This window comes from Lentzea nigeriaca (assembly GCF_016907955.1).
Classification (GTDB): Bacteria; Actinomycetota; Actinomycetes; order Mycobacteriales; family Pseudonocardiaceae; genus Lentzea; species Lentzea nigeriaca.
In genome coordinates this window covers 841,922-864,711 of sequence record NZ_JAFBCX010000002.1, presented here as the reverse complement: position 1 = coordinate 864,711, position 22,790 = coordinate 841,922, and the positions used below count along the sequence as shown (strand labels likewise).

Sequence of the window (22,790 nt, the reverse complement as noted above, 5' to 3'; positions counted from 1 at the left end):
GATCAGGAGTCCGCGAGCTGATCACGCAACCACTCGCGCAAGGAGGGCCCGTACTCCGGGTCCTTGAGTGCGAAGTCAACCGCAGCGCGCAGGAATCCTGCGGGATTGCCGAGGTCGTGTCGCCCGCCGCGGTGCACGACGACGTGCACGGGGTGACCCTCGGCGATCAACAGCGCGATGGCGTCCGTCAGCTGCAGTTCACCCCCCGCACCAGGCGTGATGCGCTTCAGGGCGTCGAAAATCGCGCGGTCGAGCAGGTAGCGCCCGGCGGCGGCGAACGTCGAGGGCGCGTCCTCCGGCTTGGGCTTCTCGACCATGCCGACGACCTGCTTGACGTCGTCGTTGCCGGTGTCACGGACGTCGAACACGCCGTACGCGGAGATCTGCTCGCGCGGGATGTCGAACGCCAGCAGGACGCTGCCGCCCTTCTCCTCGCGGACCTTCGCCATCTTCTTGAGCGCGTCGGCCGGCAGGATGATGTCGTCGGGCAGCAGCACCGCGACCGCGTCGTCCTCGCCGGTCAGGTTGTCTTCGGCACAGCCGACGGCGTGCCCGAGGCCCAGGGCCTCCTGCTGGATCGCGGTCTCCGCCTTGATCAGCTGCGGGGCGCGCTGGATCTTCTCGACCAGGTCGGCCTTGCCGCGGGCGGCCAGCGTCTGCTCGAGCTCGGGGTTCGCGTCGAAGTAGTTCGCGACCGACGCCTTCTCCGGCGAGGTGACGATGACCAGCTTCGTCGCCCCCGCCTCGGCCGCCTCCCTGGCCACGTACTCGATGGCAGGGGTGTCGACCAGCGGCAGCAACTCCTTCGGCACGGCCTTGGTCGTGGGGAGGAAACGGGTGCCCAGACCGGCCGCGGGCACGATAGCGGTGTGGAAGGCGCTGCTCATGGGCTGCGATGCTAACGACATACCGAGGGATACCCACCATGACGTCCGATCTTCGTGACCGGAAGGCCACACTGCGTTCACGGTTGTTGGCCGCGCGCCGGGCGGTGCCGCCGGAGGTCAGGGCCCTGGAGGCCAAGGCGCTGGCCGCCCACGTCGCCGCTCTGGACGTTCAGCCTGATCAGACGGTGTGCGCGTTCCTGCCGGTCGGATCGGAGCCCGGCGACGCGTCGTGGCTCGACGGGCTGCGGTGCCGCGTGCTGCTGCCGGTCGTGACGGGCGATTCGCCGCTCGACTGGGCGGTCCACACCGGACCCTCCGGACTCGTGCCGGCGGCGTTCCGGCTGCTCGAACCCACCGGGCCGCGGCTCGGAGCTTCGGCGATCACTGGAGCCTCGCTGGTGCTGGTGCCCGCGCTGGCCGTGTCGGTGGACGGGGTGCGGCTCGGGAAGGGGCAGGGGCACTACGACAGGTCGTTGCCGCTGGTCAAGGCGCCTCTGGTGGCTGTGGTGCGGGACAGCGAGGTGCTCGAGGAGGTGCCCGCGGAGGCTCACGACGTGCGGATGAACGGGGTGCTGACGCCCTCGGTGGGCCTGCGGTGGCTGTGACGTTGACCTGTGATGTTTGCGCTCCGGGAAGTTCCTGTCGCAAAATCGTGTTGGCACTCACAACGGTCGAGTGCCAGATCTAGGAGCGAACACAGTGCCTACGTACCAGTACGCCTGCACCGCGTGTGAGCACCGGTTCGAGGCTGTGCAGTCGTTCAGCGACGCCTCCCTCACCGAGTGCCCGGAGTGCTCGGGCAAGCTGCGCAAGCTCTTCGGCGCCGTTGGTGTCGTCTTCAAGGGCAGCGGTTTCTACCGCACGGACAGCCGGTCGGGCTCGTCCAAGAGCACGTCGTCGTCCACGGCGTCCTCCACGTCCTCGTCTTCGACCTCGTCGTCCACCTCGGACTCGAAGCCCGCGAGCAGCGCTCCGGCGGCCGCGGCGAGCTGAAGATCGCGAGTTGTCCACAACTTGCGTTTGAGCCCGGTTTCCATGCCCCCGACACCTCTAACGTCGGGGGCATGACTCTTTCCAGCACCGGCTTCGACCGAATCCGCTCGTTGCTCCGCCGCCGCCCTCCTGTTGCGTGGCGGCGGTTTCTGGCTCTGGGGCTGGCGTTGCTGGCCGTGTCCCTGACCTTCTGGCCCGACGTGGGGCATCCGGCGGTCGTCGCCTCACGGGATCTGCCCGCCGGGGTCTCGCTGTCGTCCGCCGACGTCCGGCTGGTGTCGTTGGCGTTGCCGGTTTCCGGTTCGTTCTCGGACGTCTCGTCCGTGGTGGGCAGAACGCTCGGCGGCGCGGCGCGCGAGGGCGTTCCGTTGACGGACTTCGATCTCGCGGGTACGTCGGAAGATCTCGCGTCGGTTGCCGTGCGGGTGGCTGACCAGGGGCTTGCCGGTGTGGTGCGGATGGGCGACCGGGTCGACGTGGTGTCGTCGTCGGCGGAAGTGCTGGCGGAGAACGCGTCCGTGCGGGAGACACGCGGACAAGTCGTTGTCCTCACGTTGCCGAGACTTAATGCAACTCGCGTGGCCGCGATGTCACTGGACCACCCATTAGCCGTTACTCTCCGCTGATGCTGAAGGGATTCAAGGACTTCCTGATGCGCGGAAACGTCGTCGACCTGGCTGTGGCCGTGGTCATCGGCACGGCGTTCACCGCGATCGTCACCGCGTTCACCACGAGCCTCATCAAGCCGCTCATCGCCGCACTGGGCAGCGCTGAGACCAAGGGCCTCGGCTTCTACCTCCGAGAGAACAAGGAGGAGACGTACCTCGACTTCAGCAACGTCATCAACGCCGCGATCAACTTCGTCATCGTCGCGGCGGTGGTGTACTTCGTGCTCGTCCTGCCGATCAAGAAGATCCAGGAACGCCGCAAGAAGGGCGAGGAGCCGGGCCCGGCAGAGCCCACCGATGTCGAGCTGTTGAAGGAGATCCGCGACCTGCTGGCCGCGCAGCGGAGCCAGCAGAACCACCAGACGGTCGTGCAGTCGGCCGACGTGCGCAGTCCCAAGATCTGACCCGACCGGGGAAGGCGCGCGTCGTCACCAGTGGGCGTCGCGCGCCTTCCCCGGGCTCGGCGGGTAGAGCCGCATGCGCTCGTCGCCCAGGCTGATCCCGTTTTGGCGAGCGACCGGTTTCACCGAGGCACAGCCTCACCAGTGAGCGCCGCGCGCCTTCTCCTGGCTCGGCGGATAGAGCCGCATCCGCTCATCCCCCAGGCTGATCCGGCCTTCACGAGCAGCAGCCAGCGCGTGATGCCCGATCCGCATCCCGAAGATCCGCTGTTCCTGGCCGGTCCCTTCGACCCAGCGCACGAGATACCCGCTGGTCCCCTGCAGGACCGCCCGCCAGACCGTGCTGAACAACGAGACCATCTCCGGCTTCATGCCGTCCCACAGGACGGCACTGATGACCGAGGCGGTCAGCACACCGTCGACGTACGTGCCGCGATCCAGCCGCACCACGCGCCCCGCGAGCGGTGAGCGCCGAGCGGGGCGGGTGAACCGTGGCCGCGGCAGCCGTGGATGAATCGACGGGTCCCAGATCAGGACGCTGCGCTCGATGTCGAGAACGGAGTCGCGCGCCGGCGGCCGGGATGTGGTCATGGCGGGCCAAGGCGCACGCTCGTCGACGAGCCGCACAGTCGGCTGCTCGGCGACGATCGCCGCCTGGAGCGCGAGTTCGTCCTCCGGCAGCAACAGCAGGGCCTTCACGCGGTCCCTGCGCTTCGGCCTACCCCCCGTGGTGGGGCGGCCGGTTCTCCACGTACCAGGCATCACGGTCCTCCGCCGGGGCCGCACCGCGTTCGTCCGACGTCGTCTCCGGCAGCACGTCGCCGAACACCTCAGCCAACCGGCGACGACGCTTGCGAGCAGCGTCGTCGTCGGCCGGCTGCGATGAATCACTCTTCGTCAAGGCCGCTCAGCTGCTCGATGACGTAGGGCACCAACGCCGACAGGGTCGCCATGCCGTCGCGGACCGCGGAGCGCGAGCCCGCGAGGTTCACGACGAGCGTGCTGCCGGAGACGCCCACGAGGCCACGCGAGATGCCCGCGTCGACCGCGCCCGCGGCGAGACCGGAGGCGCGGAGTGCCTCGGCGATGCCGTGGATGGGACGGTCGAGCACACCCTGCGTGGCGTCGGGGGTGACGTCGCGCGGCGACACACCGGTGCCGCCGACGGTGACGACGAGGTCGACGCCGCCGATGACGGCCGTGTTGAGCGCGGCCCGGATGTCGACCACCTCACCCTCGACCGCGACTGTGCCGTCGACGATGAAGCCCGCTTCTTCGAGCAGTTCGGTGACGAGAGGGCCGGAGTTGTCGTCCTGCTCGCCGTGCGCCACCCGGTCGTCCACGATCACGACCAAAGCGCGGCCAAGGCGCTGCGCGCTGCGTTCCATACCGATCACCGTAGCGGGAGTCGGACTTCGAAGCGGCAGCCAGGACCGTGGTTCTGCGCCGAGATCCTGCCGTCGTGCGCGTCGACGAGGCCGCGAGCGATCGACAGGCCCAGTCCTGCGCCGGTCGGATTGCGGGCGGCGCTGCCGCGGAAGCCCACGTCGAACACGTGTGGCAGCACGTCATCGGGTATGCCGCCGCACGCGTCGTCCACGCGCACCACCGCTTCGCCTCCGTCCACATCGACCTGGACGGCCACTCTGCCGCCCTCGGGTGTGTGCCGAATGGCGTTGGACACAAGGTTGCGCACGACACGCATCAGTTCCGGATCCGAACCGCGCACGACAGGCCATTCACGAGCGTCCGCACGCAACTCGACGCCCTTGAGCTGGGCGACGGGCCGGGACGCCGCGACCACGTCGCTCACGACATCGGCCAGCCGCACGTCGTGCAACGTCAGCTTCAACGCACCTGCAGTGATCCTCGACAGCTGGAACAGGTCGTCCACCAGCTTCGACAGGTGGTCGGCCTCCTGAGCGATCTGCTTCGCGTAGACGGCCACCTCACCCGGCTCGGAGACGACCCCGTCCTCCAGCGCCTCGGTCATCGCCCGGATCCCGGCCAACGGCGTGCGCAGGTCGTGACTGATCCACGCCACCAGCTGCCGCCGCGCCGCCTCGGCCTCCCGCTCCCACATGGTGCGTCGCGCGATCGCACGACCCAGCATGATCGAGAACGGCACGGTGACCACGCCGACCAGCGCGCACGCCATGAGCGCGGCCCTGAGCATCGGTGTGAACATGAACCCGCTGACCGCGAGCACGCCACCGATGGTCGCCACCACCGGCACGATCACCATGACCGTCATCGCGGTGGTCAGCGAGACGCGGCTCAGTCTGCCCGGGATCATTTGGCTGACCATCTGTCGTACCTGTACCCGACGCCCCAGACGGTGCTGAGCCGCATGGGCTTGGCGGGATCCTTCTCGATCTTCTCGCGCAACCGTCGCACGTGGACGGTCACGGTCGACTGGTCGCCGAACTGCCAGCCCCACACCCGCTCCAGCAGCTCGGTCCGACCGAAGGCGCGGCCCGCGTTCGTGATGAAGAACGCCAGCAGATCGAACTCGCGGGTGGTCAGCTGCAGCGGCACGCCGCCCAGAGTCGCGGTGTGCGCGGCCACGTCCAGCACGAGATCCCCGTCCCGCACCACCCGCGGCTCGTAGGAACGAGAAGCCCGCCGCAGTACCGACGACACCCGCAACGCGAGCTCACGAGGGCTGAACGGCTTCGTGACGTAGTCGTCCGCGCCGATCTGCAGCCCGGCGATGCGGTCCTCCTCCTCGCCGAGCGCCGTCAGCATCACGACCGGTGTGCTGCCGCGCTCCCGGATCCGCCGGCACACCTCCAGGCCGTCGATGCCGGGCAGCATCAGGTCCAGCACGACGATGTCCGGCTCGTGCGCGGCCATCAGCCGCAACGCGCTCTCCCCGTCGCCGGCGAGCTCGACCTCGTACCCGGCGTGTTCGAGGTAGCGGCGCACCACGTCGCGCACCGTCGTGTCGTCGTCGACGACCAGCACCCGTTCCACCACGTCACCAAGCTATGCCACGAACGCCCAGCAGGCCCGGAACGTCATCAGCACGTAAGAAGGGGCCGCATCCATGTGCGGGGCAGGTGCCCACGGATGCGGCCCCTTCAGGGGGTCGTAGCGCCCGGTTCTGGCGGGCGGCGGATGCCAGAACCGGGCGTCCCCCCGACCTATCCCACCTCGACGCCGTCGAGGGTGGCTTCCACGGTCCTGTTGTCGGACAGCGTGATCGTGACCTTGTCGCCGGGAGCCTTGGACCGGACGGCTGCGACCAGCGTGTCCGACTTCTCGATGCGGCGATCCCCGAACTTGGTGATCACGTCACCGGCCTTGAGCCCGGCCTTCTCCGCGGCACCGCCTGGCGTGATCTCCGAGATCTTGGCGCCCTGCTCGGTCGACTCGACCTTCACGCCCAGCACGGTCTGCTTGGCCTTGCCGGTCTTCACGATCTCGTCGACGGTGCGGCGTGCCTGGTCCATCGGGATCGCGAAGCCGATGCCGACGGATCCGGCCTGACCACCCTGCTGGTTGGGGCTGTAGATCGCGGAGTTGATGCCGACGACCTGGCCCTGCATGTTGACGAGCGGGCCACCCGAGTTGCCGGGGTTGATCGCGGCGTCGGTCTGGATCGCGTTGAGCACGGTCGCCTGCGAGTTGCGGGCGTCGCCACCTGCGGAGACCGGGCGGTTCAGCGAGCTGACGATGCCGGAGGTCACGGTGCCGGAGAGCTCGAACGGCGAGCCGATCGCGACGACGCCCTGGCCGATCTTCAGGTCGCCGGAGTTGCCCAGCTGGACGACCGGCAGGCCGGAGACGCCGTCGGCCTGGATGACCGCGATGTCGGAGCTCGGGTCGCGGCCGAGGATCTTGGCGTCGGCGGTCCTGCCGTCCTGGAAGACGACCTTGATGTTGCCACCGTTCGCGGCGCCCTCGATGACGTGGTTGTTCGTCACGATCTGGCCGTTGCTCGAGATGATGAAGCCCGAGCCCTCGCCGGCGCCGGTCCGCGTCACGACCTGGATCTGCACGACGGACGGCAGCAGCTTGTTCGCCACGTCCTCGACCGAGCCCGCCGGGGCGTTGCTGGTCTGCGACGCGGGCCGCGGGGCGTCGAGGGAGCTGACCGCGGTCGAGTCGTTGGCGAACGTGTAGCCCAGGTAGCCGCCGAGGCCACCGGAGAGGCCGCCCACGAGCAGCACGAGCGCGGCGACGCCTGCCACGACCTTGCCACGGCCCTTGGGGCGCGGCGGCACGGGTGGCGGCTGGTAGCCGGGCGGGAGGTAGTACTGGCCCGTCGACGGCGGCTCCCCGCCGAACTGGGCGGTGGTGGCCCCCAGGCCGAGGGGGTGACTTGGGGGAAGTTGGCCGGACCCTGACGGGGGAAGCTGCTGGCCGGGTCCGGACCCGCCGAGCTGCGCCTGGCCCGCGTCAGGTGAGGGCACCTGCGACTGGGCCGAAGTGAAGGAGGCAGGAACGCTGCCAAGACCGGCTGGTTCGCCGGAAGGGGCCTGGTAGGCCCCAGCCTGGCCGGATCCCCCCTGCAAAGGATCCGGCTGGCCGGGATCCGGCAGCTGCGGGCCCTGCTCCCGCGCGCCGGAGTCGGTCTGACCGGCGGGCGGCGGCACGGAGTGGGGCTGTTCCGGCTGCTTCGCTGGCTCGTTGCTCTCGGTCATGGCCATAGTCTCTCGGCCCGTCCTGAGAGAACCCTTAAACCAGCCTTGGAGGTCTGTGAGGGTTCACAGCGCGTTGCGCAGGCGCTCCGCGATCTGCTCCGGGGTGACGTCGTTGATCCACACCGCTTCGCCCGACTCGGAGCCCGCGAGGTACTTCAGCTTGTCCGCGGTCCGCAGCACGGAGAAGACCTGAAGGTGCAGCCACAGCTCCTCGCGGCCGACGTTGACCGGTGCCTGGTGCCACGCCGCGATGTACGGCAGCGGCCGGTTGTACAACGCGTCCAGCCGGTGCAGCACCTTCAGGTACAACGAAGCGAAGTCGTCACGCTCTACAGAGGACAGACCGGCGAGGTCCGCGATCTGCCGGCGGGGCGCCAGCACGACCTCGACGGGCCAGCGCGCGGCGGCCGGCACGAAGGCGACCCAGTGCGCGGACTCTTCCACGACGCGTGCGCCCGCGCGAAGCTCGGCCTCCAGCACGTCGCCGAACAACGGCCGGCCGTGCGCCGTGTGGTACTCCAGCGCCGCCTCGAGCATCCGCTCGGTCCGCGGCGTCACGAAGGGGTACGCGTAGATCTGGCCGTGCGGGTGCGAGAGCGTCACGCCGATCTCTTCGCCGCGGTTCTCGAACGGGAAGACCTGCTCCACGCCAGGAAGCCCGGACAGGAACTCGACTCTGTCAGCCCACGCGTCGACGACGGTCCGCACGCGCGACTCCGACAGCTCGCCGAAGGACTTGTTGTGGTCGGACGTGAAGCACACGACCTCACAACGGCCACGTCCCGGCGCACGCGCGAACAGCGGCTCACCATCCACAGTGGACGGAACGTCGAGAACGTTCTGCGCCAGCGAGGGAAACCGGTTCTCGAAGACGACGACGTCGTAGTCGGCCTCTGGGATCTCCGTGGGCCTGCCGGGCGTCGACGGGCACAGCGGGCAGAGATCCGCCGGCGGTTTGTAGGTTCTCGTCTGGCGATGGGCGGCCATCGCCACCCATTCGCGGGTCAACGGGTCCAGCCGCACTTCGGACATCGGCTGCGTCACGGGAAGATCCCGCGTGTCCACCGCGGTGCGCGGTGGCGCCTCAGCGCTGTCGTCGAAGTAGATGATCTCCCGGCCGTCCGCCAGTTTTCCCGCGGTACGCCTCACGCCAACTCCTCGCCGCTTCCTGGTACATGCGCCAACACCAACTCACCCACCTGCTCGGTGAGGATCGCGCGTGCGTCGTCCGGCAGACCTTCGTCGGTCACCAGCACGTGCGCCTCGTCGAGGTCGGCGATCGTGGAAATGCCCACGGTGCCCCACTTCGTGTGGTCCGCGACCACGACCACTCGCCCGGCGGCGTCGACGAGCGCGCGGTCCGTTTCACTTTCGTTGAGGTTCGGGGTGGTGAAGCCGGAGCGCTCGGCCATGCCGTGCACGCCCAGGAACACCACGTCGAGGTGCAGCGACCGCAACGCGTTCACGGCCACAGGCCCCACCAGCGCGTCGGACGGCGTGCGCACACCACCGGTCAGCACGACCGTGCGGTCGGTGCGCCCGCTCTGCTGCAGCACGTCCGCGACGCGGATCGAGTTCGTGACGACGGTCAGGTCCGGGATGTCGTCGAGGAAGCGAGCCAACGTCCACGTCGTCGTGCCCGCCGACAGCCCGATGGCCGTGCCAGGTCGCACGAGTCCCGCCGCCAGCGCGGCGATCGCTTCCTTCTCCGGCAGCTGACGGACCGACTTGGCCTCGAAGCCGGGCTCGTCGGTCGAGCGACCGACGACGGACGTCGCGCCGCCGTAGACCTTCTCCACCAGGCCGCGCGAGGCGAGCACGTCGAGGTCGCGGCGCACGGTCATGTCCGAGACGCCGAGCCGGACGACCAGGTCGCTCACGCGCACCGCGCCGGTCCGGCGGACCTCTTCCAGGATCACCGCTTGCCGTTGACGTGCGAGCACCTCACACCTCTTCCCTGAGGACGACGACGTCCCCGGCTCGCACGGTGAGGCGTCCGGAGACCTGCGTGCCGGACAACACGTCGACACCGGACGCCTCGATCTGCGCGTCGGTGTCGGTGTGGTTGACGGCGAAGAGCCACGATACGTCGCCCTTGCGCCGGACAAGCTCGATCCCGGGGCCTGGCACCTCAACGCCCGCACCGGAAAGCGCGTTTTCCACCGTTCGGCGGAGACCGCTCCCATCGAGATCGCACGCCACGTACCACGCGACACCGTTGCCGAACGCGTTGCGTGTCACGGCAGGCACACCCGGCAACGGCCCGTCGACGTACGAGGCAACGATGTCAGCGGTCTTGACGTGCAGGTGTTCCGTCCACAGTGAAGCTGTTGAACCTTCATCCAACGACACGGTCTCGTCCTGCCGCAGCGGGAAGAACTCCTCCGACCAGACGCCGAGAACGTCGCGGAACGCACCTGGGTAACCACCGAGTCGCACTCGCGTGTACTCGTCGGCAACACCGGACAAGTACGTGACCACGACATGACCGCCGCCTGCCACGTAGTCGGCGATCACCGCGGCGTGCGCGTCGGACACGGTGTAGAACGCCGGCACCACGACCATCGAGTACGCCGACAGGTTCGTGCCGGGCGCGACGAAGTCGACAGTCACCCCGGCTTCCCACAGTGCCCTGTAGTAGCCCAGAACGTGCCGGTAGTAGTCGAAGTCGTTGGTCGGGTGGGAGTCCTGCCGCAGTGCCCAGCCGGACTGGAAGTCGAACAGGATCGCGACGGCAGCGTCCACAGTGGAACCCATGACGTCGCGCAGCTTCGCGTACTCGGCGCCGACCTGGCAGACCTCGCGATACACCTTGGTGTCCGCGCCGGCGTGCGGCACCATCGCCGAGTGGTAGCGCTCGCCGCCACCGCGCGACTGGCGCCACTGGAAGAACAACGTGCCGTCCGCGCCGCGAGCGATGTTCTGGAACGAGTGCCGCCGCATCTCCCCCGGCAGCTTGGCGATGTTGCGCCGCTGCCAGTTCACCGCCGACGTCGAGTGCTCCATCAGCAACCACGGCTTGCCGCCGGCGAGACCGCGAACCAGGTCGGCGGACATGGCGAGCTCGACGTGCCGGTCGGGAGACTCCGCCTCGGTGTAGTGGTCGTTCGAGACGAAGTCGACCTCGCGCGCCCACTTCCAGTAGTCCAGGTCGCCGAAGGTCCAGTTCGCCATGAAGTTCGTGGTGATCGGCACGTCCGGCGTGATCATCCGCAGGACGTCGCGCTCGGCCTTGTACTGCTCGAGCAGCGCGTCGTCGCTGAACCGGTCGTAGTCGAGCACGTGGCCGGGGTTCGAGAACGTCGGCGTGACGCGCGGCGGCAGGATCTGCGCGAAGTCGGTGTAGCCCTGGCTCCAGAACGCCGTGGACCACGCGTCGTTGAGCTGGTCGAGCGTGTAACGGGCGGCGAGCCACTCGCGGAACGACTCGGCGCAGGTGTCGCAGTAGCAGCGCGACACGTGGCAGCCGTACTCGTTGCCGACGTGCCAGGCGGCCAGCGCGGGGTGGTCTTTGTAGTGCGAGGCCATCTCCGCGGCCAACGCGGTCGCCCGGTCGCGGTAGATCGGCGAGGACGGGCAGTAGGCCTGCCGTGAGCCGTGCGAGAGCCGCACACCGTCCGCGCGGACGGGCAGCATCTCGGGGTACTGGCTGGTCAGCCACGGAGGAGGCGCGGCCGTGGCGGTCGCGAGGTCGACCCTGATTCCGCCCTCGTGCAGCAGGTCGAGCACCCGGTCGAGCCAGTCGAACCGGTACTCACCCTTGCTGACCTCGATCTTCGCCCAGCTGAAGATCCCGACGCTGACCATGTTCACGCCGGCGCGGCGCATGAGCTCGACGTCCTCGGCCCACACGTGTTCGGGCCACTGCTCCGGGTTGTAGTCCGCTCCCCAGCCGAGGCCTGGCATGTCTGTGGGCCATGTCGTCACGGCGGCAAGCGTGGCCGACAACCATCAGAACGTCAACACAAGCAAACACAACTTTGCGTTTGGCTCTGTTCGGCGGTTGACCGGTATCTGTCCCGGCACACCGCAGAAACGCACCGTGCATGGGGTTAACAGCTCCGTAACGGGGCTTGACATGGTGTATGACTGGGACCACATTGTGCGCAACTTTGTTGGAGTCCTGTTCGGTTCGCAAGACCGAGCGTCACCCGTAGGAGCGATGATGGTTCGGTACACGCCCGGTTCCACTCCGTTACCACATTTCGGCAGGCGCACGATGCTGCGGATCATGCTGGCCGGTGCGGGTGTCGCAGCGACCGGAGGACTCACGGCATGCGGCAGTGGCGGCTCGGGCGGCGGCTCGGAGTCGAAGGTCGTCACCTTCGGCAACAACCTGTCCGACCAGGTGCCGAAGGACGCGATCACCGCCGCGCTGAAGGGCTTCGACGCCAAGTCGGGCGGACTCACCGTCACGATCAACACGAAGCAGCACGAGCAGTACCAGGAGCAGATCAACAACTACCTGCAGGGCAAGCCGGACGACGTGCTCGCCTGGTTCGCCGGCTACCGCATGCGGTTCTTCGCCGACCAGGGTCTCACCGGCGACCTGACCGACCTGTGGGGCAAGATCGGCGGGAACTACTCCGACGCCCTCAAGCAGGCGTCCACGGGTTCGGACAAGAAGCAGTACTTCGTGCCGTTCACGCAGTACCCGTGGGGCATGTTCTACCGCAAGAGCGTCTGGCAGGAGCGCGGCTACGCGATCCCGAAGACGCTCGACGAGCTCGTCGCGCTCGCCACGAAGATGAAGGCCGACGGCCTGATCCCGATCGCCTTCGCCCAGAAGCAGGGCTGGCCGGGCATGGGCACGTTCGACCAGCTGAACTTCCGCATCAACGGCTACCAGTTCCACGTCGACCTGCTGGCCGGCAAGGAGAACTGGCAGGACAAGCGGGTCAAGGAAGTGTTCGACACGTGGAAGCGGCTGCTGCCGTTCCACCAGGAGAACGCGCTCGGCCGCGAGTGGCAGGAAGCCGCGCAGACGTTGCAGCAGAAGAAGTCCGGCATGTACCTGCTCGGTGCGTTCGTGGGCCAGCAGTTCCCCGACGCCGAGAAGGACGACCTCGACTTCTTCCCGTTCCCGGAGATCAACCCCGAGCACGGCACCGACACGGTCGAGGCCCCGATCGACGGCTACATGATGGCCAAGAAGCCGGCCAACAAGGACGGCGCGCTGAAGCTGCTCGAGTACCTGGCGAGCCCCGAGCCGCAGCTCACCTACCTCAAGGCCGACCCGACCGCGGTCGCGACCAACAAGAACGCGGACACCTCGGGTTACAACGGGCTGCAGAAGAAGGCGGCTGAGGTCATCAAGAGCGCCAAGCACATCACGCAGTTCCTCGACCGCGACACCGACCCCGGCTTCGCGAGCGAGGCGGCGACCAACGGCCTCATCGCCTTCATCAAGAACCCCGACGACATCGACTCCGTGCTCAAGGGCATGGCTGACCAGGCGAAGAACATCTTCAAGTGACCGCGTTGCAGGAGAAGCCGAAGGCGGTGGCCCCCGAGGGGCCGCCGCCTCGTCGGCGTGGAAAGCGTGCCACCGCCCTCGCAGGCACGGACAAACTGGTGCTCGGGCTCATGCTCGGGATTCCCACGATCGTGCACGTGCTGTTCGTGTGGATCCCGACGCTGGGCTCGATCGCGTTGTCGTTCAGCCGATGGAACGGCATCGGCGGGTTCGAGGACATCGAGTGGATCGGCGTCGAGAACTACACAGAGATCTTCACCGAGTACCCGCGGTTCTGGCCCGCGGTGCAGCACAACCTGATCTGGCTGGTGTTCCTGCTCGTCGTCCCGACGTGCGCAGGCCTGCTGCTGGCCGTGCTGCTCGACCGCGAGCTCAGGTTCAGCCGCATCTACCAGAGCGCGCTGTACATGCCGATGGTGCTGTCGCTCGCGCTGATCGGCTTCATCTGGCAGCTGATCTACACGCCCGACGGCGGTCTGCTGAACTCGCTGCTGGGCCTCGGTGACAAGCCCGTCGACTGGATCGGCGACTCCGACATCAACCTCTACGCGGTGCTCGTCGCGGCCGCGTGGCGGCACACCGGCTACATCATGCTGCTGTACTTGGCGGGCCTGAAGTCGGTCGACCCGGCGCTGAAGGAAGCCGCGGCACTGGACGGCGCGTCGTCGACGCAGACGTTCTTCCGCGTCACCTTCCCGGTGATGAAGCCGGTCAACATCGTGGTGGCGGTCGTGACGGTGATCGAGGCGCTGCGCGCGTTCGACATCGTGTACGTCATCAACAAGGGCCGCAACGGTCTGGAGCTGTTGTCGGTGCTGGTGACCGACAACATCATCGGTGAGGCCTCGCGCATCGGCCGGGGTTCCGCGGTCGCGGTGATCCTGCTGACGATCTCGCTCGGCGTCATCATCCCGTACCTGTACCAGACGTTCAGCAAGGAGAACCGGTCGTGACGGCCACGCTGGAACGGCCCTCGGCGCCGGTTTCGTCGAAGAAGCGGACGGTGACCCCGGCGCGGGTCGCGTTGCACGCGTTCCTGATCCTCACGTGCCTGATGACTCTGGCGCCGCTGCTGTGGGCGGTCTACGCGTCACTGCGCACGTACGACGACACGTCGGTCAACGGCTACTTCTCCATCGCGAAGTCCCTCACGCTCGAGAACTTCGCGAAGGCGTGGGACGTCGGCGACCTGCCGCACTTCTACTGGAACACGTTCCTGATCACCATCCCGGCTCTGCTGCTCACGCTGCTGCTCAGCTCCATGGTGGCGTTCGGCGTGTCCCGGTTCAGCTTCAAGTTCAACCTGCTGCTGCTCATGATCTTCACCGCGGGCAACCTGTTGCCGCAGCAGGTGATCGTGACGCCGCTGTGGCGCCTGTACCGGCTGATCGAAGTGCCGGAGTGGATCAGCGCGAGCGGTTCGCTGATCGACTCGCAGCTCGGCGTGATCCTGATCCACATCGCGTTCCAGTCCGGCTTCTGCACCTTCGTGCTGTCGAACTACATGAAGACGATCCCGTACGAGCTGACCGAGGCCGCCCGCGTGGACGGCGCGTCGGTGTTCCGGCAGTACTGGCAGCTGACCCTGCCGTTGTGCCGGCCGGTGCTGGCCGCGCTGGCGACGCTCGAGTTCACCTGGATCTACAACGACTTCCTCTGGGCGTTGGTGCTGATCCAGGACGGCGACAAGATGCCGGTCACGTCGGCGTTGCAGAACCTCAAGGGCACGTTCTTCACCGACAACAACCTGATCGCGGCGGGCTCGCTGCTGGTCGCACTGCCCACTCTGGTGGTGTTCTTCGTGCTCCAGCGCCAGTTCGTGGGTGGCCTGACGCTGGGCTCCACCAAGGGCTGACTTGCACGATGAAGGGGAACCTTCATCCACGTGAGGTGGATGAAGGTTCCCCTTCATCGTTTGAACCAGGAGTTACTTGCCGCCCGTCTGCGGGTTGAAGTCGGAGATCGAGCCCCAACGGCCCACCGGGATGACGATCACGCGGGCCTTGCCCACGACGTTGTCGATCGGGATGGCGCCGTCGGCAGGCGTCGGGTCGCCGTGCTTGCGCGAGTCCGACGAGTTGTTGCGGTTGTCGCCCATCACCCACAGCTTGCCCGCGGGCACGGTGACCTTCTCGAACGAGTCCTGCTGACGCGGGCCGCCGCCGAAGTTCAGGTACGGCTCGTCCAGTGGCTTGCCGTCGACCAGGACGCGGCCCTGCTCGTCGCAGCACTCGACGGTCTGGCCGCCGACCGCGATGACGCGCTTGATGAAGTCCGTGCCGCTGGGCTCGGACAGGTTCACCATCGAGCCCAGGTCCTGCAGCGTGCCCGTGACGAAGTTCGGGGGCTGCTTGCCGCCCGTCCAGTTCGGCGGGCCGCGGAAGACGATCACGTCGCCCGGCTGGGGGTCGCGGAACAGGTACGTGATCTTCTCGACCAGCACCTTGTCGTTCACGCAGCCCGTGCAGCCGTGCAGCGTCGTCTCCATCGAGGCCGACGGGATGACGAACACGCGCGCGACGAACGTCTGGATGACGACGGTCAGCACCAGCGCCACGCTGAAGATGACCAGCAGCTCTTTCCAGAACGGCTGCTTCTTCTTCGCCTTCTTCTTGGAGAACCTCGGCGCCGGATCGTCGTCGTAGGAGGACGACGACCTGGCTGTGGAGAAGCGCGTGGTGCGCTCAGGTCCGTCTCCGGTGGGAGGCGTCGTCTCCCAGGTCGACGAAGAATCGTCGTTCACGCGATGACTCACACGCCCCACCTTACGGACGTCCGGGTAGGCGCAACGTGAACAGGGCACCGCCTTCGGGCGCTCTGCCCGCGGTGGCCGTGCCGCCGTGCCGTTGTGCCACCTGCTTCACGATGGCGAGTCCCAGGCCGGACCCCGGGAGGGTCCTCGCCTCGGACGAGCGGTAGAACCGCTCGAAAACGTGAGGTAGATCGGCATCCGCGATGCCTGGGCCCGCGTCCGCCACCTCCACCACGGCGCTGCCGTCGCCCACCTGACGCAGGCTCAGCCGCACCGCTGAGCCCGACGGGCTGAACTTCACCGCGTTGTCGAGGAGGTTCAGCACCGCGCGCTCGAGAGCACTTGAATCACCCAGAAGTGTCCACGGTTGCAGCTGCACGTCGAACGTCACGGCGTTCGAGGCGCGTCGGCGCGCGCGGTCCAACGCCCGTTCTACCACCTCGACGAGGTCGACGGGTTCGTGGATGACCTGCGGCGCGTCCTCGCGGGCGAGTTCGACCAGGTCACCGATCAGCGTGGTCAGTTCGTCGAGCTGGCCGCGCACGTCGGACTGGATCTCCCGCTTGTCCTCTTCGGACAACGTGGGCGAATCCGGACGTTCCGATGCCAACAGGAGTTCCAGGTTGGTGCGCATGGACGTCAACGGCGTGCGCAGCTCGTGGCCCGCGTCGGCGACCAGGCGGCGTTGCCGTTCCTGGGATTCGGCGACCGCGCCGAGCATCGCGTTGAAGCTGTGCGTCAGCCGTGCGAGCTCGTCGTCGCCCGACACCGGGATCGGCGTCAGGTCACCTGTGTTCGCGACGCGTTCGGTGGCCTCGGTCAGCCGTTGCACCGGACGCAGACCGGTGCGCGCGACCGCCGTGCCCGCGATGGCCGCGAGCAGCACACCCGCGCCGCCGATGAGCAGCAGGACAACGCTGAGCTTGGCGAGCGTCGTCCGTTGTGGCTGCATCGACTGCGCGATGACGATCGCCTGCTCCGACCCGTCCAGTCCGTACCGGACGGCGATCACCCGCGTCTCGGTCTTGTGGTCGGTCCAGATGAACTCGCCGCGCTCGCCCTGCGCGACCTCCCAGGCCTCCTCGACGACGGGCGGCGGCTCGCCGGTCTTCGGGTAGAGGATCTTCCCCGTGTTGGCCTGCAGCAGCCCCATCTTCACGTCACCGGCGGCGAGGAACGCCGCCGGGTAGTTCTGGACCTCGTCCGGCGTGGTGACCTTGAAACCGGTCGCGACCGTGACGGCACGCGAGCGCAGGCCCTCGTCGAGCGCGTCGTACACGCTCTTGCGGACGATCATGTACGCACCGAACGACACCAGTGCCACGGCCCCTGCGACGCAGAACGCGGCGAGCCAGGTGACCCGAGCCCGCAGCGACGCCCTTCGCAGCCGTCCCTGGGGTTCGAGGATGATCACGGAGGCGTCTCCCGGAGGACATACCCCACCCCACGCACCGTGTGGATCAGCCGCGGCTCGCCCTCCGCCTCCGTCTTGCGGCGCAGGTAGCCCACGTAGACCTCGAGCGCGTTGCCCGAGGTCGGGAAGTCGTACCCCCACACGTCCTCCAGGATGCGGCTGCGTGTCAGCACCTGGCGCGGGTGCGCCAGCAGGAGCTCGAGCAGTGCGAACTCGGTGCGGGTGAGGCTGATCGGGCGGTCGCCGCGGCGGACGTCCCTGGTGGACGGGTCCAGCTCCAGGTCGGCGAACTTCAGCACGGCGGCGGACTGCTGCGCGGCGGCGTCGCTGTCCTGGGCGGCGCGGCGCAGCAGCGCGCGCAGTCGTGCCAGGAGCTCCTCCAGCGCGAACGGCTTGGGCAGGTAGTCGTCGGCCCCGGCGTCCAGCCCGGACACGCGGTCGCTCACGGCGTCCCGCGCGGTCAGCACGAGGATCGGCAGGTCGTCGCCGGTGCTGCGAAGGCGCCGGCACACCTCCAGCCCGTCCAGCCGCGGCATCATCACGTCGAGCACCATGGCGTCCGGCCTGGCGGCAGTCACCGACTCCAGGGCCTGCATGCCGTCTCCGGCAGTCTCGACCTGGTAGCCGTTGAACTGGAGCGAGCGGCGGAGTGACTCCCTGACCGCCCGATCGTCATCGACAACGAGGATGCGCATAGGGGCAGTGTTGCTGAGGGTCCTGAGAGGCGCCTGAGAAGGTCCCTAACTGCGGGTGTGAGTACGGTGTTAGTTTCCGCTAACCTTCCAAGCCCCGTGCGACCGGTGCATTCCACTTCCGCCACAGCGCGATCAGCCTGATGGTGATGATCAGTGACGCACCGGTCAGCGCGACCAGGTCTTTCGGCAACTCGATCCACTCACCCACCGCGACGACGACCGCGCCCGCCAGCGCCGCCACGGCGTAGATCTCTCTCCTGAGGACCAGTGGAATTTCTCGCAGCAGGAGGTCGCGAACGGCGCCACCGCCGATGCCGGTCGTCATCCCGATGAGGCATGCGGCGTACGGAGTGGCGCCGAGAGCCAACGCGGTGGTGGTGCCGGACGTGACGAACAGACCAAGGCCCACGGCGTCCAGCAGCAACACGGAACGACGCAGCTTCGCGACCTGTGGGTGGAACCAGAAGACGATCAGCCCCGTGCCGCCGGCGACCAGGAGGTACGGCCAGTTCCGCAGGCTCGTCGGCGGGTGCACGCCCAGCAGCACGTCACGGATGATGCCGCCGCCCAACGCCGTGGTGAGCGCCAGGACGATCACGCCGAACACGTCCAGACGGGCCCGCACCGCAGCCACCGCACCGGACGCGGCGAAGACGGCGATCCCGATCAGTTCCAGGACGACGAGCAGCACGAACAGGAAGACTAGCGTCGGCCTAGCGAGGTGACGCCTCCCGGCGGTAACCGGCCTCCAGCCGCCCACCTGCGGACGTCAGGACGTGCTCGACGACCTCGATGAACCACTCGGCGCCCTCGCCCCGCACCAGCGCCCGGTAGGCGTCCACGAGCTCGTCGGCCTTCGCCTCGCGGAGACGCCTGAGCAGCCACTTCCCGTGCCCCAGCCACTTGTTCTGCACGACCAGCGCCAGCTCACCCGCGCAGGTCAGCAGCCTGGCCGCGACGAACAGCCGCTCGTCGTCGTCCCGCGCGCCGATGAGGTCCTCGAGCAGGTCGGTGGTGCCGTACCTGCGGTCTTCGAGTTCCGTCGCGGTCGGGACCGGAGGGCCGAACTCCAGCAGGGCACGCGCCTCGGCTCGCATGCGCTGGCCGGTGCCGTCGGCGTCGAGCATCAGGAAACCCTCGGCGCACATGTGCAGCAGCGGAGGGCGCCGGTCCTGGATGTCGCGGGCCACGAAGTCCTGGAACGACTCGATCGTGTGACAGAACAGCTCCACGGGCCAGCCGCGGTGCTCCAGCGTCTCCCGGAACGCGCAGTGCAGGTCGTCGACGATCACGACGATGTCCAGGTCCGAGTTCGCCGTGTAGTTGCCCGCCGCGACGCTGCCGCCGAGGAACGCCGCCGTCGCGAGCGGATACCGTTCGTCGATCAGGTCGCGGGCGACCTGCACCGGATCCTTGTCCCAGTCCAGCGGGTGCCCGGTGACGTAGTAGTCCTGGCCGGGGTCGAGCGGGCCGAGCACCTGTTCCACACGGTGCCAGATGTCCGGGCCCACCTCGTGCAGGTCGACCAGCCACGGGTTGTCCTCGGCGTCGAACAGCGGCCGGATCTCCAGGAACTGCGCACGGGAGATCTCCCGCACGCTGACAGGTGGTCCGCTGTGCCGCTTCGCGTAGCCCTTCAGGCGCCAACCCATGTTGTCGCCGTAGGCGTGCCTCACGTCGTCCCCCGACATGGCTCCATTGTTACTTGGCGGAGGCCTGGGGACGAAGTCAGACTCGCGCGACCGCGAGCACGTAACCCAGTGACGGCTGCAACGCAATGGGTGACAACAGCTGGTCGAGGTACTGCTGCGCCTTTTCTCCATACGCCGCAACGAGAGCGTTGTAGTGCCGCCGGGCGCCGTCCCGCATCCTGTCCAGCGTCCTGCGCGTCTCCGCCGTCAGATCCAGCAGTTCGACGACCCGCAAGCCCGCCGCGGCCAACAACTTCGGGTAGCCCGCGAACGTGGGCAGCTCATCGATGTCGTAGGTCGTCAAAGCAGGCTTCAACTCGTCCAGCACGTCCTGTGACACGGGCCGCCGTTGCACGAAGTCGGACACAACGACCACACCGGACGGCTTCACCACGCGAGCGAGCTCGCGCAGGACACCGGCCCTGTCCCCCAAGTGCGGCAACGTCTCCACAGCCCACGCCGCGTCGAACGTGTCGGCGCAGAACGGCATCGCGTGCGGATCTCCGTGCACGAACCGGACCTGGTCGTCTACGAACAACGCCTCCGCACGAACGTTGGCGAGGCGGACGTGATCAGCGCACGGGGACACCGACACGATGTCGGCGTGCGACGCCTCGGCCAGCCGGAACGCCGACGTGCCGACGCGGCGGCCCAGGTCGAGGACGCGCCAGCCGTGCCGGGCACCGAGCTTGTCGATGTGCAGCGCCGTCATGCGTTCGGCGGCGACGCGGTTCGAGGACTCGTCCTCTTCGGACGTCCAGAGACCGAAGTGCAGGTTGTGGTCCCAGATGGTGCGCATGACCTCGTGGTAGACGTCGGTCATCAGAAGAAGTCCGCGAGCCGCGGGACACCGGACGTGCCGACCAGCTGGTCCAGCACCGCGGCATCGGCCGGGTCGCCCTCCAGCAAACCCGCGCGCCGCAGGGCATGCGTGCTCTGCGCACCGGAGAACCACGGGCCGAGCGCCCGCGCGTGCATCCTGACCGCGCCGCTGCCGCCGGGTTCGACGCGCACGGCACCGTCCTCGGCGACGATGCGCTGAAGACCGGCGTGCCACGGCGCGTGCTCGTCGATGATCTCCAGGTCCACCGCGGCGTTCGCGAGGCGCGGCCAGCCACGGGCGGCGACCGCGGCGGGCAGATCGACGACGCGCAGCATCCAGGTCGAGGTCCACACCGGGTACCGCATCGCGGTCGCGCCGAGCAGGTCGAGCGTCGCCGGGTCGGTGATCCGCAGGTCGATCGCCTCGAGCGTGCCCTCCCACGACTTGAGCGACGCGAGCAGGTTCAGCTGGGCCTCGACGTCCACGCCGATCAGGTCGAACACCTTCAGCCGGCCCATGTCGCGATCGCTGGGTTCGCGCTGCGCCGTCAGGTACCCGCGCAGGCCGTTCGCGCCGGGCAGCACGCTCACCAGGTCCAGGTCGAGCACCTTCGCGAGGTCGATCCGCGGCGGGCGCCGGTCGGCCATGCCGTCGATCGTCCGCGCCACCTCGAGGTAGCACTCGTGCAGAGCGGGGAGATCGCTGTCCTCGGCCGGACGCGACGGGATGAGCTCGGTCGGTCGCGGAGCGGCCAGCACCCTGTCCATCGGCAGCTCGACCCACTCGAAGACCCCGGCGCGCTCCCAGCCGCGTTTGCGGTACAGGGCCGGCACGGTCGCGTAGAGCACGGAGATGGGCTGACCGTGCTCGCGCATCACCGGCAGGGCGGCGTCGAGCAACGCGGCCGCGACGCCACGGCCACGCGTGGCGCCGTCGACGGCGACGCCACCGATCCCGCCCATGGGAACCGCGGCGCCGCCGTAGAACTGCGCGTACTCGCCGATGCCGAGCACTCCGGCGACCTTGCCGTCGAGTTCCGCGACCAGCCCGTGCCTGCCCGGCTGGACCAGCTGCTGCGGCCGTTCGGACGCGTTGAACGCGAGCTTGCGCAGGCGGAAAACCGCGTCGAGGTCGTCCTCGGTGTACTCCCGGATGTGCACGGAAACTATCTACCAGGAAAAGAAGCCCTGACCCGTCTTCTTGCCCAGCTCGCCACGTGCGACTTTGTCCCGCAACAGCTGCGGCGGCTCGAACCGCGGCCCCAGTTCCGCCGCGAGGTGTTCGGCGATCGCCAGCCGGACGTCGAGGCCCACCAGGTCGGTGAGCTCCAGCGGGCCCATCGGCCAGCGGTAGCCGAGCTTCATGCCGGTGTCGATGTCCGCCGCCGACGCGACGCCCTCCTCCACCATGCGGATCGCTTCCATGCCCACGGCGACGCCCAGCCGTGAGGTCGCGAAGCCCGGCGAGTCGCGCACCTCGATGACGGTTTTCCCCCACTGTTCGGCCCAGGTTCGCGCCTTGGCCACGTTCGCGGGGTCGACGCCGTCGTGGTGGACCAGTTCGACGAGCTGCTGCACCGGGACGGGGTTGAAGAAGTGCATGCCGAGCACGCGTTCGCCCTGCAGGCCCGCGGCGATCTCCGCGATCGACAGCGACGACGTGTTGGTCGCGAGGATCGCGTTCGGGCACTTCTCGGCGGCGAAACCGAGGACCTTCTGCTTGAGCGGCACGTTCTCCGGCACGGCCTCGACGACGAGTTCCGCGTCCGCCGGCAGCTCGCCGGTGCTCAGGTTCGCGAAGACCGCCTCTGCGTCGGCGAGCTTGCCCTTCTCCTGTGCCTTGTCGAGCGAGCGCTTGACGGCGAGCCTGCCCTGCTCGGCGCGTTCGGCGTCGGCTTCCGAGAGCGTGACCTCGTGGCCGTGGGCGAGCAGGACGTGGACGATGCCCGCGCCCATCGTGCCGCCGCCGATGACGACGGCCTTCACGACTCCACCACCTCAGCGCTGAACATCGCGACGAGCTCCATGCCGCCGATCTCGGTGAGGTTCGCGCCGGACGAGGCCCACTCGGGCGTCTTGAAGGCGGCCTTCATCGACTCGGCCGACTCGAAGTACAGCTCGGCGATCAGGTACGGCTCGGTGTCGCCCAGGAACCCGGCCAGGAACACCCGCTGCACCTTGGCGACCTCGGCGCGCACGAGTCCCGGTACCGAGTCGGCGATCGGCATGTGCGTGCCGAAGTACTTCTCGTCGAAGTCAGCGGGGTTCGCGGGCTTCCTGTACAGCGCGATGTACTTGATCATGTGACGGCTTCCTCCTCGGCTCGCCCAGCACTGTAACGC

At 68.2% G+C, this 22,790-nt stretch carries 26 protein-coding genes; 7 read left to right on the top strand and 19 right to left on the bottom strand.

The window, feature by feature from the left end; all coding sequences use genetic code 11:
* Positions 1-2 precede the first annotated feature (2 nt).
* The gene (locus JOD27_RS10570; RefSeq protein WP_204761914.1) at positions 3-887 is read right to left on the bottom strand and encodes a UTP--glucose-1-phosphate uridylyltransferase; all 885 of its coding nucleotides are present in this window, start codon (positions 885-887) and stop codon (positions 3-5) included.
* 38 nt (positions 888-925) lie between these two features.
* Here JOD27_RS10570 and JOD27_RS10565 point away from each other — a divergent pair, with 38 nt between their 5' ends.
* From JOD27_RS10565 to mscL, 4 genes are all read left to right on the top strand, one after another.
* Positions 926-1,492 carry a 5-formyltetrahydrofolate cyclo-ligase gene (locus JOD27_RS10565; RefSeq protein ID WP_204761913.1) on the top strand — a complete coding sequence of 189 codons (567 nt, stop codon included), beginning with the start codon at positions 926-928 and terminating at the stop codon, positions 1,490-1,492.
* Positions 1,493-1,586: 94 nt separating this feature from the next.
* Complete coding sequence (locus tag JOD27_RS10560; protein WP_204761912.1) at positions 1,587-1,880, top strand: FmdB family zinc ribbon protein; 294 nt, start codon at positions 1,587-1,589, stop codon at positions 1,878-1,880.
* 71 nt (positions 1,881-1,951) lie between these two features.
* Entirely contained in the window at positions 1,952-2,506 is a 555-nt protein-coding gene (locus JOD27_RS10555; RefSeq protein WP_204761911.1) for an SAF domain-containing protein, read from the top strand.
* Positions 2,506-2,952 (top strand): large-conductance mechanosensitive channel protein MscL, encoded by a 447-nt coding sequence (gene mscL, locus JOD27_RS10550; protein ID WP_204761910.1) that lies wholly within the window; start codon positions 2,506-2,508, stop codon positions 2,950-2,952. The genes JOD27_RS10555 and mscL overlap by 1 nt, the downstream gene beginning before the upstream one ends.
* A 135-nt stretch (positions 2,953-3,087) precedes the next feature.
* Here mscL and JOD27_RS10545 read toward each other — a convergent pair whose 3' ends face one another.
* The 9 genes from JOD27_RS10545 to JOD27_RS10505 form a co-directional block, all read right to left on the bottom strand.
* The gene (locus JOD27_RS10545; RefSeq protein WP_204761909.1) at positions 3,088-3,648 is read right to left on the bottom strand and encodes a DUF8467 domain-containing protein; all 561 of its coding nucleotides are present in this window, start codon (positions 3,646-3,648) and stop codon (positions 3,088-3,090) included.
* 19 nt (positions 3,649-3,667) lie between these two features.
* Positions 3,668-3,850 (bottom strand): hypothetical protein, encoded by a 183-nt coding sequence (locus JOD27_RS10540; RefSeq protein ID WP_204761908.1) that lies wholly within the window; start codon positions 3,848-3,850, stop codon positions 3,668-3,670.
* A complete protein-coding gene (locus JOD27_RS10535; RefSeq protein ID WP_045311897.1) occupies positions 3,837-4,337 on the bottom strand; it encodes a MogA/MoaB family molybdenum cofactor biosynthesis protein in 501 nt (166 codons plus the stop codon). The genes JOD27_RS10540 and JOD27_RS10535 overlap by 14 nt, the downstream gene beginning before the upstream one ends.
* A gap of 5 nt (positions 4,338-4,342) precedes the next feature.
* Positions 4,343-5,245 carry a sensor histidine kinase gene (locus JOD27_RS10530; RefSeq protein ID WP_239566683.1) on the bottom strand — a complete coding sequence of 301 codons (903 nt, stop codon included), beginning with the start codon at positions 5,243-5,245 and terminating at the stop codon, positions 4,343-4,345.
* The gene (locus JOD27_RS10525) at positions 5,242-5,928 is read right to left on the bottom strand and encodes a response regulator transcription factor (protein ID WP_307830053.1); all 687 of its coding nucleotides are present in this window, start codon (positions 5,926-5,928) and stop codon (positions 5,242-5,244) included. The genes JOD27_RS10530 and JOD27_RS10525 overlap by 4 nt, the downstream gene beginning before the upstream one ends.
* Positions 5,929-6,095: 167 nt before the next feature.
* A complete protein-coding gene (locus tag JOD27_RS10520; RefSeq protein ID WP_204761906.1) occupies positions 6,096-7,598 on the bottom strand; it encodes a S1C family serine protease in 1,503 nt (500 codons plus the stop codon).
* 63 nt (positions 7,599-7,661) lie between these two features.
* On the bottom strand, positions 7,662-8,747 hold the full coding sequence (gene galT / locus JOD27_RS10515) for a galactose-1-phosphate uridylyltransferase (RefSeq protein ID WP_204761905.1): 1,086 nt from the start codon (positions 8,745-8,747) through the stop codon (positions 7,662-7,664).
* The gene (locus JOD27_RS10510; RefSeq protein ID WP_204761904.1) at positions 8,744-9,541 is read right to left on the bottom strand and encodes a DeoR/GlpR family DNA-binding transcription regulator; all 798 of its coding nucleotides are present in this window, start codon (positions 9,539-9,541) and stop codon (positions 8,744-8,746) included. The genes galT and JOD27_RS10510 overlap by 4 nt, the downstream gene beginning before the upstream one ends.
* Before the next feature lies 1 nt (position 9,542).
* On the bottom strand, positions 9,543-11,525 hold the full coding sequence (locus JOD27_RS10505) for a beta-galactosidase (RefSeq protein WP_204761903.1): 1,983 nt from the start codon (positions 11,523-11,525) through the stop codon (positions 9,543-9,545).
* A gap of 292 nt (positions 11,526-11,817) precedes the next feature.
* On the opposite strand from JOD27_RS10505, the gene JOD27_RS10500 reads away from it, so the two are divergent.
* From JOD27_RS10500 to JOD27_RS10490, 3 genes are read left to right on the top strand one after another with little or no spacing between them, the layout of a single operon-like run.
* A complete protein-coding gene (locus JOD27_RS10500) occupies positions 11,818-13,074 on the top strand; it encodes an ABC transporter substrate-binding protein (RefSeq protein ID WP_239566682.1) in 1,257 nt (418 codons plus the stop codon).
* Positions 13,071-14,027, top strand: coding sequence for a carbohydrate ABC transporter permease (locus JOD27_RS10495; RefSeq protein ID WP_307830052.1), 957 nt, complete (start codon positions 13,071-13,073; stop codon positions 14,025-14,027). Before JOD27_RS10500 ends, JOD27_RS10495 begins: the two co-directional genes overlap by 4 nt.
* A complete protein-coding gene (locus tag JOD27_RS10490; protein ID WP_307830051.1) occupies positions 14,024-14,929 on the top strand; it encodes a carbohydrate ABC transporter permease in 906 nt (301 codons plus the stop codon). The genes JOD27_RS10495 and JOD27_RS10490 overlap by 4 nt, the downstream gene beginning before the upstream one ends.
* 72 nt (positions 14,930-15,001) lie before the next feature.
* Here the strand turns inward: JOD27_RS10490 and lepB are convergent, their stop codons facing one another.
* The 9 genes from lepB to JOD27_RS10445 form a co-directional block, all read right to left on the bottom strand.
* Entirely contained in the window at positions 15,002-15,829 is an 828-nt protein-coding gene (gene lepB / locus JOD27_RS10485) for a signal peptidase I (protein WP_307830050.1), read from the bottom strand.
* 10 nt (positions 15,830-15,839) lie between these two features.
* The gene (locus JOD27_RS10480) at positions 15,840-17,237 is read right to left on the bottom strand and encodes a sensor histidine kinase (protein ID WP_372441681.1); all 1,398 of its coding nucleotides are present in this window, start codon (positions 17,235-17,237) and stop codon (positions 15,840-15,842) included.
* On the bottom strand, positions 17,237-17,935 hold the full coding sequence (locus JOD27_RS10475) for a response regulator transcription factor (RefSeq protein ID WP_204761901.1): 699 nt from the start codon (positions 17,933-17,935) through the stop codon (positions 17,237-17,239). Before JOD27_RS10475 ends, JOD27_RS10480 begins: the two co-directional genes overlap by 1 nt.
* Before the next feature lie 79 nt (positions 17,936-18,014).
* Positions 18,015-18,626, bottom strand: coding sequence for a trimeric intracellular cation channel family protein (locus JOD27_RS10470; RefSeq protein WP_204761900.1), 612 nt, complete (start codon positions 18,624-18,626; stop codon positions 18,015-18,017).
* 22 nt (positions 18,627-18,648) lie between these two features.
* A complete protein-coding gene (locus JOD27_RS10465; protein WP_239566681.1) occupies positions 18,649-19,626 on the bottom strand; it encodes a nucleotidyltransferase domain-containing protein in 978 nt (325 codons plus the stop codon).
* Between the two features lie 37 nt (positions 19,627-19,663).
* Entirely contained in the window at positions 19,664-20,449 is a 786-nt protein-coding gene (locus JOD27_RS10460) for an SAM-dependent methyltransferase (protein ID WP_204761899.1), read from the bottom strand.
* A complete protein-coding gene (locus JOD27_RS46520) occupies positions 20,449-21,609 on the bottom strand; it encodes a GNAT family N-acetyltransferase (RefSeq protein WP_204761898.1) in 1,161 nt (386 codons plus the stop codon). Before JOD27_RS46520 ends, JOD27_RS10460 begins: the two co-directional genes overlap by 1 nt.
* Positions 21,610-21,618: 9 nt before the next feature.
* On the bottom strand, positions 21,619-22,434 hold the full coding sequence (locus tag JOD27_RS10450) for a 3-hydroxyacyl-CoA dehydrogenase family protein (protein ID WP_204761897.1): 816 nt from the start codon (positions 22,432-22,434) through the stop codon (positions 21,619-21,621).
* A complete protein-coding gene (locus JOD27_RS10445; RefSeq protein WP_204761896.1) occupies positions 22,431-22,751 on the bottom strand; it encodes an EthD family reductase in 321 nt (106 codons plus the stop codon). Before JOD27_RS10445 ends, JOD27_RS10450 begins: the two co-directional genes overlap by 4 nt.
* Positions 22,752-22,790: the final 39 nt, after the last annotated feature.

What these genes read in the sequence shown, in the direction of transcription:
- JOD27_RS10570 (WP_204761914.1), bottom strand. Translation starts at nt 887, where the DNA reads ATGAGCAGCGCCTTCCACACCGCTATCGTGCCCGCGGCCGGTCTGGGC.
- JOD27_RS10565 (WP_204761913.1), top strand. Translation starts at nt 926, where the DNA reads ATGACGTCCGATCTTCGTGACCGGAAGGCCACACTGCGTTCACGGTTG.
- JOD27_RS10555 (WP_204761911.1), top strand. Translation starts at nt 1,952, where the DNA reads ATGACTCTTTCCAGCACCGGCTTCGACCGAATCCGCTCGTTGCTCCGC.
- mscL (WP_204761910.1), top strand. Translation starts at nt 2,506, where the DNA reads ATGCTGAAGGGATTCAAGGACTTCCTGATGCGCGGAAACGTCGTCGAC.
- JOD27_RS10535 (WP_045311897.1), bottom strand. Translation starts at nt 4,337, where the DNA reads ATGGAACGCAGCGCGCAGCGCCTTGGCCGCGCTTTGGTCGTGATCGTG.
- JOD27_RS10530 (WP_239566683.1), bottom strand. Translation starts at nt 5,245, where the DNA reads ATGATCCCGGGCAGACTGAGCCGCGTCTCGCTGACCACCGCGATGACG.
- JOD27_RS10520 (WP_204761906.1), bottom strand. Translation starts at nt 7,598, where the DNA reads ATGACCGAGAGCAACGAGCCAGCGAAGCAGCCGGAACAGCCCCACTCC.
- JOD27_RS10500 (WP_239566682.1), top strand. Translation starts at nt 11,818, where the DNA reads ATGCTGCGGATCATGCTGGCCGGTGCGGGTGTCGCAGCGACCGGAGGA.
- JOD27_RS10475 (WP_204761901.1), bottom strand. Translation starts at nt 17,935, where the DNA reads ATGCGCATCCTCGTTGTCGATGACGATCGGGCGGTCAGGGAGTCACTC.
- JOD27_RS10465 (WP_239566681.1), bottom strand. Translation starts at nt 19,626, where the DNA reads ATGTCGGGGGACGACGTGAGGCACGCCTACGGCGACAACATGGGTTGG.
- JOD27_RS10460 (WP_204761899.1), bottom strand. Translation starts at nt 20,449, where the DNA reads ATGACCGACGTCTACCACGAGGTCATGCGCACCATCTGGGACCACAAC.
- JOD27_RS10445 (WP_204761896.1), bottom strand. Translation starts at nt 22,751, where the DNA reads ATGATCAAGTACATCGCGCTGTACAGGAAGCCCGCGAACCCCGCTGAC.